Consider the following 16348-nt stretch of genomic DNA (forward strand, 5'->3'; position numbering starts at 1 on the left):
CACTGCTGCACCGGAACACCTCGACGCTGGCCGCGCAGCGCTTCACGTCGACCTTCGACGGGCGGGAGTTCTACCTTCGCGACCACGTGGTGAACGGCCGGCCGACGCTGCCCGCCGCCTGCCACATCGAGATGGCCTGCCGCGCCGCCACGCTCTCGACCGAAGAAACCGGCACGAACCATGGGATAGGCCTGCGCGACATCGCGTGGATACGTCCCCTAGCCGTGAGTTCCGCCACCGACGTGCATACGCGACTGACGACCTCGCCGGGGGGGGACGTCGCGTTCGACATCCACACACGCGACGCGGCAACCCGCGACGAAGCCGTGTTGGCCCAGGGCAGCATCGTCGTGCTGGATGCCTCCGCGCGCCGCCCCGATCGGCTAGACCTCGACGGGCTTCGCGCGAACGCCGCTCCGGCGTGGGATGGCAAGGCCCTCGCGGCCGGGCAGGGCGATGGCACGCTCCGCTACGGCGACGCTTTCCGGTCGATCGTCGCCCTCCACGCCGGCGACGACCTCGACGGCCGCTACGTGCTGGCTCATCTACGCCTGCCGTCCTGCGTAGCCGATACCCACAATCGCTACATCGTCCATCCCAGCATGCTCGACGGCGCGTTGCAGACCGTGATCGGCGTGGCGACCGGAACCCGGCACGACGGCGGCGCGCCCACGCCGGGAACGGTGCCCTTTGCCGCCGACGCCGTGGACGTGTGGGGCGTGATGCCCGCGGAAGCGTGGGCCCACCTGCGCATGCGTCCCGCGGAGCAGGTCGACGGAAATGCCGCGGCGCGGACGGCCACCATCGACGTCGATATATGCGACGCGGAGGGGCAGGTCGTCGTCGCGATAAGCGGCCTGTCGCTGATCTCGCCGGGATCGGGCGGCACGGCGGCGGATGAGCCGATCGCCACCGTCCTGCGCGGGGACGAGTTCTTCCTGACGGACCACCGGCACATCGTGCCCGGCGTGGTCTTCCTGGAAGCCGCACGCGCCGCCGCCGAGCGACGCGAGGGGCAAGCCGTCGTCGGCATGACGCACATCGTCTGGCAAAGCCCGATGGCCGCGCCTCCCGGCGAAACCACGCTCTACACCCATCTTGCGCCAAGCGCGGCCGGAGTGGACTTCACGATATCGGCCACCGCCACGCCCATGCCGGGTTCGACCTGCGCCCAGGGCGTCCTGCTGACGAACGCCGACGACGCGCCGCCACGACCGCCGCGCGCGGACCTCGACGGCGTGGTCCGGCGTTGCCCGACGCGGATCGAGGGCAGCGCATGCCACGAGCTGCTCGGCGTGATGCATGGGCCGCGGATGTTCCCCATCCGTTCGATCCGGCACGCCGAATACGAGGCGATCGCTCATCTCGAACTGCCGGCATCGGGTTTGCCGGTTCACGCCGGGGTGCTGCATCCGTCCCTGATGCACGGCGCGGTACTGGCCGCCGTTTGCTTCTCGCTGATCCAGGACGGCGAACGGCAGCTACGCCTGCCGTTCACGCTCGAGGCGTTGTGGATCCACGCGAGCACGCTGCCGCCGGCGTGCCACGCGCACGTACGCCAGGTGTCGGCGGGCGATGGCGCGATCCGGCGTTACGACATCGACGTGCTCGATACGGACGGCGAGTGCCTGGTGCGATTGGAGGGCTTCACGGCGCGATCGCCGGCAGCCGTCCGCCGACCCGACGTGATCCACGCCGTTCCCGCATGGCGGGATGCGCCGCCGGCTGCCGGCATGCGACGCGATGCGACGCACGATCCGGTCTTCCTGGTCCCGCATGGTCAGGCGTCCCTGCATCGATGCATCCTCGAGGCCTTCCCTGCGGCACGCGTCGTCCGGCTCGATCCGCCGACGTCGGCGGAGGCGATCGCGAACAACGTCCTCCGCGCGATGGCCCTGGTGCAGGAACTCATCAGCGCGGGGCGCGACGCGCACGTGCTGCTGCCGCTTCCCGACGACGAGGCCTGGCATGCCCACGCGGCGATCGAGGGGTTGCTCAAGACGGCACGCAACGAACATCCGCGTGTTCGCGGCAGGTTGCTGCGCTATCCCGCGTCCTCCCACGCCGACCCGGAAAGCCTCCGCCATTGGCTTGTCGCCGAAGCGGACGCGACGGACGACGCGAGCGCCGTCCGCTACCACGACGGTACGCGCCAGATTCTTCGCTGGGACGAGGCGCCCGTGCAGTCCACGACCCATGCCGGGCGTTTAACCATGCTCCAACCCGGCGACGTGGTCTGGATCACCGGCGGCGCGGGCGGCATCGGCCGATTGCTCGCCCGCCATGTCGGCAGGGAAACGGGCGTCCGCGTCGTGTTGAGCGGCAGGACGCCGCCGACCGACGACGCATGGCTTTCCACGCTGCGCGCCGACGGTATCGATGCGTACTACGTCCGCTGCGACGTGACGCGAGCCGACGAGGTCGAGGCCGCCCTCGCCAGTGAATCGTTCCGCGGCAGGCGACTGCGCGGCGTGCTGCACGCCGCCGGGGTCGTGCGCGACGCGTGGCTCGCCCGCAAGACCGCCACCGAGGCCGCGGAGGTACTCGCGCCCAAGATCGCCGGCACGCTCGTGCTCGACGAGGCGACGCGCGACGCGCCGCTGGCGTTCTTCGCCGTGTTCTCGTCGCTCGCCGCCGTCATGGGCAATCCGGGCCAGGCCGACTACGCCGCCGCCAACGCGTTTCTCGATGCCTTCGCACTGCATCGAGAAACGCAGGTGGAGGCGGGCATCCGGCAGGGCCACACCTGCTCGATCAACTGGCCGCTATGGCGCGAAGGTGGCATGCGCGTCGACGCGCAGACCGAGGAACAGGCCCGGCACATGATCGGGCTGGAGCCGCTGGATACCGCCGAGGCCCTGGCTAGCCTCGCCTGGGCGACGAATACGGGTACCCCACGCCTCCTGGTCGCCCAGGGGCGGCCGGATACGCTGCGCGCCGTATTGTTCGCGGACGCTCCGTCGGCCACGCCGACGGATCCGGAAAACGCCGTTCCCCCTGTCTCGTCGACGGACGACGCCCGCCTGGCATCGCTCACGCGCGAACTCGCCGAGGTCGCCGCCACCGTCCTCAAAATGGAGGCCGACGCCATCGACGGCTCGACCGGGCTGTCGCATTACGGTTTCGACTCGATCTACCTCACGGAGTACGCCAACCACCTCAATCGCCGCTACGGCCTGAAGCTGATGCCGACGGTGTTCTTCGAATGCTCCAACCTTACCGCGCTGGCCCGGCACCTGCTGTCGCGCCACGCGGCAGACTTCGCGGGCACCGCGGCCGCGGCCGCGGCCGCGGATGCGCGAAGCGCTTCGTCGCCCACGCCGGCACGCCCGTCGCGACGGGCCGGCACGGCCCAGGCATCGACGTCGGGATCCTCGATGTCCGCGCCCTCGACGTCCGTGCCCGCGCCAGTCGAAGACACGCCGACCAGCGTGGCGATCATCGGCATGAGCGGGCGTTTTCCCGGATCGGCCGACGTCGGCGAGTTCTGGACCCGCCTGGCGGACAATGCGGATCTGATCGGCGACATGCCGCTGGAACGCGTGGCCCTGACCGGCGGACTCGTCGCCGATCGCTCGGCGCTTCCGGCCGCGGTGCGCCTGGCCGGCTACATCGATGGCATCGACTGCTTCGACCCGATGTTCTTCGGCATCACCCCGATCGAGGCGGGTGCGATGGATCCGCAGCAACGGTTGTTCATCGAACACGCCTGGGCGTGCGTCGAAGACGCCGGTTACCGCGCGACCAGCCTGGCCGGCAGCCGGACCGGCGTCTTCGTCGGCGTATCCACGTCCGATTACAAAGACCTCTGCCAGCTCGCGGGCATGTCGTCGCCATTCGGCGGCGACGCCGCGTTCCATTTCATGATCGCGAACCGGCTCTCCTATCTGCTCGACCTGCGCGGACCGAGCGAACCGGTGGATACCGCCTGCTCCAGCTCGCTGGTGGCACTGCACCGGGCGGTCCGGGCGATCCAGTCGGGAGAGTGCGAGGCCGCCCTCGTCGGCGGCGTCAACGTCATCGTCAACCCGGTCAACGGGATGCGCGCCCATCAGGCGGGCATGCTCAGCGACGACGGACGATGCAAGACCTTCGACGCGTCCGCCGACGGCTATGGCCGTGGCGAAGGCGTGGCGGTGCTCATGCTCAAGCCGCTTGCGGCCGCCAGGGCCGACCGCGACCACGTCTACGGCGTGATCGTCGGCAGCGCGGAAAACCATGGCGGCCGGGCATCGTCGCCGACCGCGCCCAACCCGCTCGCCCAGCGCCAGTTGCTGGTGGATGCCTATCGTGGCGCCGGTATCGACCCCGCCACGGTGGGATATATCGAGGCGCACGGCACCGGCACGGCCCTCGGCGATCCGGTGGAGGTCAACGCGCTCAAGGCGGCCTTCGACGAACTGCACCGCGAGCGTCGTCCTGGAAAGGCCGTGCGGCGCCACTGTGCGCTCGGTTCGGTGAAGACGAACGTCGGCCATCTGGAAGCCGCGGCGGGCGTCGCCGGCGTGATCAAGGTGCTACTGATGTTCGCCCACCGGTGCATACCGGGCAACGGTCAGCTGAAGTCGCCCAATCCCTACCTGGAACTGGACGACGGCCCTTTCTACCTGGCCTGCGAGACCGTGACATGGGCGGCGCCGGTCGACGCGGCGGGACGCGAGCTCCCGCGCCGGGCGGGCGTCAGCGGCTTCGGCATCGGCGGCTCAAACGCGCACGTGGTGCTCGAATCCTTCGAGGCGACCGAGCCGTCGCGCGCCCCCGTGCGCGCGCCCGCCCTGGTGGTGTTGTCGGCGAAGACGGCGGCCGCCCTGCGCGAGCAGGCGCAGCGCCTGCTCGCCGCCGTGAGCGGCCCCTCCGCACCCGACCTGCACGACCTGGCCTTTACCCTCCAGGTCGGACGGGAAGCCATGGACCATCGGCTCGGCTTCGTCGTCGAGTCGATGGAACAACTGGCCGGGGAACTCGCCGGCTTCGTGGCAGATCGCGCGCACAGGGGAACCTTGGGCGTCGTGACGCATCGTCCCGGCGAGTCGACGGGAGGCGATGACGACGGCACCCTGGATGCAGGCTTGCAAAAAGGCGAATACTCCAGAATGCTGGAAAGGTGGACCCGGGGGCTCGCAATCGATTGGCATCGGCTTTACGCCGGTTCGGCCGCGAATGCACCACTCTCGCCACGGCGCGTCAGCCTGCCGACCTATCCGTTCGCGAGGGAGAGCTACTGGGTGAACCTGCACGACAATCGACACAGCAACCGCGCGGACGCCGCGGTAGCGCACCAGGCGGCGCGCGCCGGCGACGGTCCGATCGAGGCACTGATCGACGGACTGCTGGGTCATAGCCTGACCCTCGACGATGCCCTGCGAACGCTCGAACGTATGGATGCGGGGCTCGACTGATGAAGTATCCGGAGTTCGTGTTGCGGGAAACCATGGAAGGGCGGTTGACCAAATCCCAGGCGATGCGGCTCCTCGCGTATGCACGGACACCCGGCGACGGCTTGGCGTCACCGCATCCGCTGCTGCAACAGAACACGTCGGACCTCCTGGGGCTCCGCTTCACTACGCGACTCACCGGCGAGGAGCCGTTCCTCGCCGATCACGTGGTCGGCGGCCGGAAGATGCTGCCGGGCGTCGTCGCCCTTGAAATGGCCATGGCCGCCGTCGCCCACGGCGGCGATCCGGATGGGGAAGGTAAGCGTCCGGTCGGCTTGCGGGACGTGGCGTGGCTGCGACCGGTGGTCGCCGACGGCGACACGACGCTGCACGTTGAACTCGGCGCGCGGGGCGACGGCGACGTTGACTTCGACATCGTCGCGAGCAGCCCGCCCGGCGAGCGTGTGGCCCACGTTCAGGGCCGCGTGCTCTATCGCTCCGCCGTCGCCGATGACGAATCGCCCGTGCTCGACCTCGACGGACTGCTGGCCGCCTGCGCACGCGTCCTCGATGCGGATACCTGCTATGTGACGTTTGCCGCCGCCGGCATCGACTACGGTCCCACTCATCGCGGGCTGCAGGAAGTGCACGTCGGCACGGATGCCGCCGGACGGCCTTTCGCGCTGGCCCGGATCGCCCTGCACGACGATGCCGCCGGCTCCGGCTACTCGCTGCGCCCGGGCATCATGGACAGTGCGCTGCAGGCGGCAATCGCGCTGCTCACGGACGACGTCGCCGAGGGCGATGGCCGGGCGCGCGCGCGCCAGCCGATGATTCCGTTCGCGCTCGACGGTCTCGACGTCTTCCATCCCGTGCCGACGACCGGGTGGGCCTATCTGCGCCCATCGGCACGTGGCGATTCGCTGCACACGCTGGACGTGGATCTGTGCGACGCGTCCGGGCGGCTCTGCGTGCGCTTCAACGGGCTCGCCTCGCGCGCCCACGGCTGGGCAGCGGCCCCGGTCGACATTACCGCGCCGATACCCCTCTCGGCCGAGGAGACGGCCGCGGACGGCGACACGGGGGAACTGCACGAGCGGACCGCCGCCTACCTCAAGGACTTGCTGTCGCGCACGTTGCGACTGCCACCGACGAGGATCGACGCACGGGCACCGCTGGAACACTACGGCATCGACTCGATCCTGGCCTTGCAACTCGTCGCGGCACTGCAGGAGGCGTTCGGCTCGCTGCCCAAGACGCTGATGTTCGAGTACCAGAGCATCGACGCGCTGGCCGGCTATTTCATCGAACGGCATCGTCCGGCGCTGGTCGCGCGACTGCCGTGGGCCGGCGCTCCGGCGCCGCTTGCGCCGACCGCGACCACGGCCACGCCGGTCGCCGGGGCCGCACCCCGCGCGCGTCGTCTCCGTTTCGCCGACGCGCTCCCCGCAGCCGCCCCGGTCGCGAGCGCCGGCATCGCCATCGTCGGCATGAGCGGGCGTTATCCGCAGGCCGTCGACCTGGATGCCTATTGGGACAACCTGCGCGCCGGGCGCGACAGCATCACGCCGATCCCGGCCCAACGCTGGGACCTGCACGGTTTCTTCGACCCGCACAAGGGCACGCTGGGCCGCAGCTACAGCAAGTGGGGCGGCTTTATCGACGACGTCGACCGCTTCGACGCACTGTTCTTCCAGGTCTCGCCCCGCGAGGCGCAGTTCCTCGATCCGCAGGAGCGGCTCTTCCTCGAATGCGCCTACGCGACGCTGGAAGACGCCGGCTACACCCGCGACACCTTGCACGGCGAAGACGACCCGGGCGGCGCGGTTGGCGTGTTCGTCGGCGTCATGTATGAGGAATACCAGCTCTACGGCGCGCAGGCGCAGGCGCTGGGCGAGCCCTTCGCCCTGGGCGGCAGCGCCTCGTCGATCGCCAATCGTGTGTCGTACTACTGCAACCTGCACGGCCCGAGCCTGGCGGTGGACACGATGTGTTCCAGCTCGCTCACGGCCATCCACCTGGCCTGTCGCAGCCTGCAGGCCGGCGAATGCCAGGCGGCGATCGCCGGCGGCGTCAACGTGTCGGTGCACCCGAACAAGTACCTGGCCATCTCCCAGGCCCAGTTCGCCTCCAGCCGCGGACGCTGCGAGAGCTTCGGCGCGCACGGTGACGGCTACGTGCCGGGCGAAGGCGTGGGCGCGGTACTGCTCAAGCCGCTGGAACGGGCCATCGCGGCGGGCGACCATATCCACGGCGTGATCCTCGGCAGCGGTATCAACCACGGCGGCAAAACCAACGGCTACACCGTGCCCAACCCGCAGGCGCAGGCGCGCGTGGTCGCCCAGGCGCTGCGCGAAGCGGGCGTGGACGCGCGCCAGATCGGCTACGTCGAGGCCCACGGCACCGGCACGAGCCTGGGCGATCCGATCGAGATCGCCGGCCTCACCCAGGCCTTCGCCCAGTTCACCGCCGACCGGCAGTACTGCGCGATCGGCTCGGTGAAGTCCAACATCGGCCACCTGGAGAGCGCCGCCGGCATCGCCGGCCTGGCCAAGGTGCTGTTGCAGATGCGCCACGGCGAGCTGGTGCCCTCGCTGCATGCCCAGGAGCTCAACCCGCACATCGGCTTCGAGGACACGCCCTTCCGCGTCCAGCGCACGCTGGAGTCCTGGCCGCGTCCGCAGAGCGAGCGCGACGGCGAGTCGCGGGAGATGCCGCGCATCGCCGGCCTGTCCTCCTTCGGTGCCGGCGGTGCCAACGCGCACCTGATCGTGCGCGAGTACATCGCCCCGCCTCTGCCGGCCGCCACCGCGCCGGACCGCCCGCAGGTCGTGCCGCTGTCGGCGCGCAGCGGCGAGCGGCTGAGCGAGCAGGTCCGGCGCCTGCTCGCCCATCTCGAGCGCGAGGCCCCGCCGCTGGACGACCTCGCCTACACCTTGCAGGTGGGCCGCGAGGCGATGGACCACCGGCTGGCCTTCGTCGTCGGCTCACTCGACGAACTGCGCACGCGACTGCGCGATTACCTCGAACAGGGTCCGCAGGGCGCACACACCCACCACGGCGAGGTGCGCCGCCAGGAGGCCCTCGCCCTGTTCGGCAGCGACGATGAGCTCCGGCACGCGCTGGACCGCTGGATCGAGCGCGGCAAATACGGCCGACTGCTCGCGCTATGGGTGCAGGGCGTGCCCGTCGACTGGCGCGGCCTGCATGCCGGCCGCACGCCACGACGCGTGTCGTTGCCTACCTATCCGTTCGACCGAGAACGCTTCTGGGCGCCAGACGAGCGCAAGCGCAAGTCCATCGACGACGTGCAGTCGGTGCTCCATCCGCTGCTGCATCGAAATACGTCCGACCTCGACGAACAGCGTTTCACCTCGCGCTTCACGGGCGAGGAATTCTTCTTCAGCGACCACCGCGTGCACGGACAGCGCCTGCTTCCTGCGGTCGCCTACCTCGAGATGGCGCGTGCCGCGATCGAACACGGTGGCGGCGAGCACGGCACCGGCATGTTCGAGCTGCGCCATGTCTCATGGGGTGAACCGACGGTGGCCGATACCGACGACACGGCCCTGCACGTCGCCCTGTATCCGCAGGGCGAGGACGAGATCGAGTTCGAGATCTACAGCGAGGGCGCGTCCGCGCGCGTCGTGCATTCACAGGGCAACGTGCCGCGTCGCAGCTCCGTCGAGGCGCCGATGGTGGCGCTCGACGATTGGGCCGATGTGCGCCACGTCGACGGCGACGCCTGCTATGCCATGCATCAGGCCGGTGGCCTGGATTACCTGCCGGCGATGCGTGCCATCGCATCGCTGCGCATCCGCGAATGCGAGGATGGGCGCCACGAAGTGCTTGCGTCGCTGGTGCTCCCGGAACCGGTGCGCGGCACGGCCGACCGCTACCTTCTGCATCCCAGTCTCATGGACGGCGCACTGCAGGCCATTGCGGGTCTGTGGATGCCGGAGGACGGCGCCGCGCCGAACGGGTCCGCCGATGCCGCGCGGTTGCCCTTCGCGCTCGATTCGCTGCAGATCTGGGCCGCGTGCGGCGAACGCGCCACCGCGCTCATCCGCGAACGTGACGTCGACGACGCACGATCGCGCGTCGTCGACGTCGACCTCTGCGACGAGCGAGGCCGTGTGGCGATTCGCCTGCGCGGTCTCACCTCGCGTCGACTGGCCGGCGAGGTACTGCGGCCGCGCACCAGCCCGGCGATGCTGATGACGCCACGGTGGCGCGCACGCGCTCTGGCCGCGGCCGGCAACGCATCCGTCCATCGAGCCGCACGATGGATCGTCCTCGACGCCGCCTTCGGCCATCACTTGGATGCGCTGCGCGCCGAAGATGCCGCGTCGCATTGGCTGGTGTTGCCACCGGTTATCGACGTGGCGTCGCTGGCGGATGCATGGGAAGCGGTCTTCCAGACCGTTCGCGACATCCTCCAGGGACGCCCCCGCGACACGGTGACGCTGCAATTGATGATCGCCCGGCATGGCGATGCCTGGGGCGAGTCGCAAGGATCTCTCACGGGCTCGGTCGCGGGTCTGCTCAAGAGCGCGACGCTGGAAAATCCGCTGTTCCGCGGCCAGGTCATCGAATTGCCGACGGGCACCGATGCCGCGATGCTGGGCGAGACCTCGCGCTCGAACCTTTCCGCTGCGGCGGACGAGGTCCAGGTCCGTTACCGCGACGGCGGGCGCGAGGTGTTCGCGCTGGACGAGGCACCGGTCGAGGTGGACCAGGCGGCGGCCGGGCCATGGAAGAACGGTGGCGTGTACTGGATTACCGGCGGTGCGGGTGGGCTGGGCCTCATCGTCGCACGCGACATCGCCCGACGGGTGCGCGGTGCCCGCCTGGTGCTCACCGGACGCTCTGCACTGGATGCGTCAAAACAACGGCTCGTCGCGAGCCTGGCGGAAGACGGCCACGACCTGCGCGTGGACTACTTGGCACTGGACGTCGCCGATGCGGATGCCGTGCATGCCTGCGTGCGGGACATCCTCGCCATGCACGGCCGCCTGGACGGCATCGTCCACAGCGCCGGCGTCATCGAGGATGCCTTCATCCTGCGCAAATCGGTCGAGCAGCTCCGCGCGGTGTGGTCGGCCAAGGTGGCCGGGACGGTCAATCTCGACCTTGCCACCCGCGACGTCCCGCTCGACAGCTTCCTGCTGTTCTCGTCGGTCGCGGGCGTCGTCGGCGGCGTGGGCCAATGCGACTACGCCACCGCGAACGCCTTCCTCGACGCGTTCGCACGTCATCGGCAACGCTGCGTCGCCGACGGCACGCGCCATGGCCGCACGCTGTCGATCGACTGGCCGTTGTGGGCCGACGGCGGCATGCGCCTGGACCCCGCCATGCTCCGCCAGTTGAACGGGCAGGGGATCCACGCGCTGGAAACCGAACAGGGTCTCGTCGCCCTCCGACAGGCGTGGGCGACGCGCCATGCGCAGGTCCTGGTCATCGGCGGCGCGCCCATGCCGTCGTCCGTCGTCGCCGGGACGACGGCGGATACCGGCGCCACGGATGACGAGACCGCGCCAAACTTGCCGCCGACCGTCGGCACCGATGCTGACGATCTCGTCGACGGCACGGTGGCGTACCTGAAGAGACTGTTGTCGCAGGCGCTGAAGCTTTCGCCGGATCGCATCGATCCAGCGGCGCCCATGGAGCAGTACGGCATCGACTCGATCCTGGCCGTGCAACTCGTCGCGGCACTGCAGGAGGCGTTCGGCTCGCTGCCCAAGACGCTGATGTTCGAGTACCAGAGCATCGACGCGCTGGCCGGCTATTTCATCGAACGGCATCGTCCGGCGCTGGTCGCGCGACTGCCGTGGGCCGGCGCTCCGGCGCCGCTTGCGCCGACCACGGCCACGCCGGTCGCCGGGGCCGCACCCCGCGCGCGTCGTCTCCGTTTCGCCGACGCGCTCCCCGCAGCCGCCCCGGTCGCGAGCGCCGGCATCGCCATCGTCGGCATGAGCGGGCGTTATCCGCAGGCCGTCGACCTGGATGCCTATTGGGACAACCTGCGCGCCGGGCGCGACAGCATCACGCCGATCCCGGCCCAACGCTGGGACCTGCACGGTTTCTTCGACCCGCACAAGGGCACGCTGGGCCGCAGCTACAGCAAGTGGGGCGGCTTCATCGACGACGTCGACCGCTTCGACGCACTGTTCTTCCAGGTCTCGCCCCGCGAGGCGCAGTTCCTCGATCCGCAGGAGCGGCTCTTCCTCGAATGCGCCTACGCGACGCTGGAAGACGCCGGCTACACCCGCGACACCTTGCACGGCGAAGACGACCCGGGCGGCGCGGTGGGCGTGTTCGTCGGCGTCATGTATGAGGAATACCAGCTCTACGGCGCGCAGGCGCAGGCGCTGGGCGAGCCCTTCGCCCTGGGCGGCAGCGCCTCGTCGATCGCCAACCGTGTGTCGTACTACTGCAACCTGCACGGCCCGAGCCTGGCGGTGGACACGATGTGTTCCAGCTCGCTCACGGCCATCCACCTGGCCTGTCGCAGCCTGCAGGCCGGCGAATGCCAGGCGGCGATCGCCGGCGGCGTCAACGTGTCGGTGCACCCGAACAAGTACCTGGCCATCTCCCAGGCCCAGTTCGCCTCCAGCCGCGGACGCTGCGAGAGCTTCGGCGCGCACGGTGACGGCTACGTGCCGGGCGAAGGTGTGGGCGCGGTGCTGCTCAAGCCGCTGGAACGGGCCATCGCGGCGGGCGACCATATCCACGGCGTGATCCTCGGCAGCGGTATCAACCACGGCGGCAAAACCAACGGCTACACCGTGCCCAACCCGCAGGCGCAGGCGCGCGTGGTCGCCCAGGCGCTGCGCGAAGCGGGCGTGGACGCGCGCCAGATCGGCTACGTCGAGGCCCACGGCACCGGCACGAGCCTGGGCGATCCGATCGAGATCGCCGGCCTCACCCAGGCCTTCGCCCAGTTCACCGCCGACCGGCAGTACTGCGCGATCGGCTCGGTGAAGTCCAACATCGGCCACCTGGAGAGCGCCGCCGGCATCGCCGGCCTGGCCAAGGTGCTGTTGCAGATGCGCCACGGCGAGCTGGTGCCCTCGCTGCATGCCCAGGAGCTCAACCCGCACATCGGCTTCGAGGACACGCCCTTCCGCGTCCAGCGCACGCTGGAGTCCTGGCCGCGTCCGCAGAGCGAGCGCGACGGCGAGTCGCGGGAGATGCCGCGCATCGCCGGCCTGTCCTCCTTCGGTGCCGGCGGTGCCAACGCGCACCTGATCGTGCGCGAGTACATCGCCCCGCCTCTGCCGGCCGCCACCGCGCCGGACCGCCCGCAGGTCGTGCCGCTGTCGGCGCGCAGCGGCGAGCGGCTGAGCGAGCAGGTCCGGCGCCTGCTCGCCCATCTCGAGCGCGAGGCCCCGCCGCTGGACGACCTCGCCTACACCTTGCAGGTGGGCCGCGAGGCGATGGACCACCGGCTGGCCTTCGTCGTCGGCTCACTCGACGAACTGCGCACGCGACTGCGCGATTACCTCGAACAGGGTCCGCAGGGCGCACACACCCACCACGGCGAGGTGCGCCGCCAGGAGGCCCTCGCCCTGTTCGGCAGCGACGATGAGCTCCGGCACGCGCTGGACCGCTGGATCGAGCGCGGCAAATACGGCCGACTGCTCGCGCTATGGGTGCAGGGCGTGCCCGTCGACTGGCGCGGCCTGCATGCCGGCCGCACGCCACGACGCGTGTCGTTGCCTACCTATCCGTTCGCTCCCGAACATTACTGGGTGCCGGGCGTGCCCCGGCCCGCCGACCGTGCGGTGACCGGAGCGACTCCCGCCCGGCGTCGCCGCATCCTCGCGAAACAATGGCAACCGTCGGACCTTCCTGCCGCGGCGCCATCCATGCACCGCGTGCTGATCGTTGCGGACGACACGTCGTCCGGCCTGGTCACGGCCCTGCGCACGCGCCTCCCCAACGGGCATGCGGTGACGCCTGGGCACTTCCTGACGATGCCGGCAAGCACTCTCGGCGCCTACGAGGGCATCATCGAACTCGCGACGGAACCCGTCGCCGACGAGAGCAGCGTGCGCCGGCTTGTCCCCTGGCAGGTGTGGGTCCGTGCCCGCGCCGCACAGGGCGGCCGCGCACTGTGCGTGACCCGCGGGCTCGAAGAGGTCCACGACACACGTCCCCGTGACGGAACGGTGTGGCACGCCGCGTTGGTGCGTGGCCTGCAAAGCGAATACACCCGGTTGTCCACCCGGCACCTCGACCTGGATGCCCTTATGGGGGATGTCGAACGCGAGGCCGAATGGATCCACGACGAATGGCTCGCCGATACCCGCGACGTGCAGGCACGACGAAACGAAGGCATCCGTTACATCGCTACGCTGGAAGAGGCCTTGCCGCCCGACGCCGGAGACGATCGCACCCACCGCTTCGCACCCGACGAGGTCCTGTGGATCACCGGTGGCACGCGCGGCCTCGGCTATCTGTGCGCGCGTCATTTCGTCAAACGTCACGGCGCACGCCGACTCCTGCTCACCTGCCGCGAAGCGTTCCCCTTGCGGGAGCAATGGCCGGCCATCGCCGCTGGAAAGGGCCCCCACGCGGCGCGCGTACGAGACCTCCTAGAACTTGAAGCCACCGGCGCCTCGATACGCGTGTCGAACGTGGCGCTGACCGACGCCGTCGCCCTCGGCCGCGAGCTCGGCGAAGTGGTCGGCACGATGGGTGCCATCCGGGGATTCATCCATTGCGCCGGGCGACTGGACGCGAACGACCCGGCCTTCGTGGGCAAGTCGCTCGACAGCATCGCGAGCGTGCTGCAACCGAAGGTCGATGGATTGAAAAACGCCTTCGCCCAACTGCATGACCAGCCGCTGACCTTTGCCGCGTTGTTCTCGTCGGTATCCGCACTGCTCCCGGCGCTGGCCGTGGGCCAGTCCGACTACGCCGCCGCCAACGCCTTCATGGACCACTTCGCCATGACACGGGCCGCCGCCGGTGAGCCGGTCATCAGCGTGCAGTGGCCCAGTTGGGCGCAGACCGGCATGGGTGCCGCGCACGGCCGTCCGTACGGGGAGAGCGGCCTGCTCAGCCTGGACGACGACGAGGGGCTGGCCCTTCTTGACGAGCTGCTCGCCGCCGGCTACCGCGGTGCCGTGCTGCCAGCGTGGGTCGACGAGGATCGATGGTCCACCGGTCCGTTGCGCCATGCGCCGGCTCCGGCGGCCCGCAAACCGAGCCCTGGCGTCGTTGAAGCGGCGCCGGCCCGTGCGAAAACCGATACCGGTATCGAGGCATGGCTGCTGACGCTGGTTTCGGGCCACCTCGGCATCGAGCCGTCCCGCATCGATCCGCTCGCGCCATTGACGGACTACGGCGCGGACTCGGTCATGCTCGCGCAGCTCCTGGCGCCGGTCGGCAAGGCGGTGGGCCAGGTCGTGGATCCGTCGATCCTCTACGAACATCCCACCATCGCCGCCTTCGCCGGCTGGCTGCGACGTCACCATGGCAAGGCCTTGGAGGACGTTGCCGATCCGCCGCATGCGTCGGTAAACACGGTGACCCGGCCCGGTGACGAACGTCCGGCGACTTTGCCGGCCGTCCGGCCGACGTCCACGGCGTCCCGTGGCGGGGACGTCGCGGTGGTGGGCATCTCGTGCCGCTTCGCCGGTTGCGACACGCTCGACGCGTACTGGGCGCTCCTGCGCGAGGGTCGTTCGTCGATCCGTCCGATCGCCGAGCAGCGCTGGACGGACGGTGGAGACGATCACGCGGCGCTGCTGGACGACGCGGCGCGCTTCGATGCGGACTATTTCCGCCTCTCGCCCTACGATGCACGAGCCATGGATCCGCAGGCACTGATCCTGCTCGAGGAATCGCTGAAAACCTGGTACCACGCTGGATACCTTCCCGACGAGATCCGCGGCTCTCGTACCGGCGTCTACCTCGGCGCCCGATCGCAACATCGGGCCGACGACGAAAGCCTGGGCTTGGCTCCGAATCCAATTCTCGCCACGGGCCAGAACTATCTCGCCGCGAACGTCTCTCAGTTCTTCGACCTGCGTGGTCCGAGCCTCGTGGTGGATACGGCATGCTCGTCAGCCCTGGCGGCCGCGGACCTTGCCGTGCAGGCACTTTGCTCGAGACGCGCCGACTCGGCGCTGGTGGGCGGGGTGAACGTGTTGCAGACAGGCGCGGCGCTTGCGCTGTTCAGGCAGCGGGGCCTGCTGCAGCCGGAAGGCCGGTTCCACGTCTTCGATCGTCGCGCGCAGGGCGCGATCCTAGGCGAGGGCGCGGGCATGGTACTGCTCAAGACCCTCGACCGGGCTCGGGCCGACGGCGACACCATCTACGCCATCGTCAGGGCGACAGGCATCAACAACGACGGACGCACGGCAGGACCGGGGGCTCCCAATATGCATGCCCAGATCGACGTGATGCGCGACGCGCTGGCCGCCAGCGGTCTGCGAGCGGAAGACGTCACCCACGTGGAGGCAAACGGTGCCGGCTCGCCGGTGAGCGATCTGCTCGAGCTGAAGGCGATCGCCGCGGTCTACGGAGGCCTCGAACGTCGCTGCGAACTCGGTTCAATAAAGCCGAACATCGGGCATCCGCTGTGCGCCGAAGGGATCGCGAGCTTCATCAAGGTCGTGCTCATGCTGCATCGTCGGCAACGCGTTCCGTTTCTCTCGGCCGAGCAACCCCTGGCGCATTTCGACACCGATGCGGCGGGCCTGTCGTTCTGTCGCGACCACGGTGCATGGGAATCGCCGCTGCTGGCGGCGGCGGTCAACTCCTTCGCCGACGGCGGCACCAATGCGCACGTCGTGCTGGCCGCCTTCGACGCGATCGACTACGTACCGACGCGATCGCCCCTTGAGGCGCCCGTGTTGAACCGCATCGACCTGGCCACGCCCATCCCGGCCGCCGTTCGTGCGCCGGAGAAGCGTGCAAAGGGAAATTTCTGGAAAGAAGAGCCTGCGACCAGTCACTGA

At 69.7% G+C, this 16348-nt stretch carries 2 protein-coding genes (1 of these 2 cut by a window edge); both read left to right on the forward strand.

Annotation, left to right across the window (positions count from 1 at the left end; all coding sequences use genetic code 11):
- Nucleotides 1-5399 carry the final stretch of an SDR family NAD(P)-dependent oxidoreductase gene (locus AC1PLS_RS10870; protein WP_481103667.1) on the forward strand. 11221 nt of this gene lie to the left of the window's left edge, so only the last 5399 of its 16620 coding nucleotides appear in the window; its start codon lies off the left edge, out of view; it ends in the stop codon at nucleotides 5397-5399.
- Nucleotides 5399-16348 (forward strand): SDR family NAD(P)-dependent oxidoreductase, encoded by a 10950-nt coding sequence (locus AC1PLS_RS10875; protein WP_481103668.1) that lies wholly within the window; start codon nucleotides 5399-5401, stop codon nucleotides 16346-16348. Before AC1PLS_RS10870 ends, AC1PLS_RS10875 begins: the two co-directional genes overlap by 1 nt.

The sequence above is a fragment of the Xanthomonas sp. NCPPB 3218 genome, from assembly GCF_056725185.1.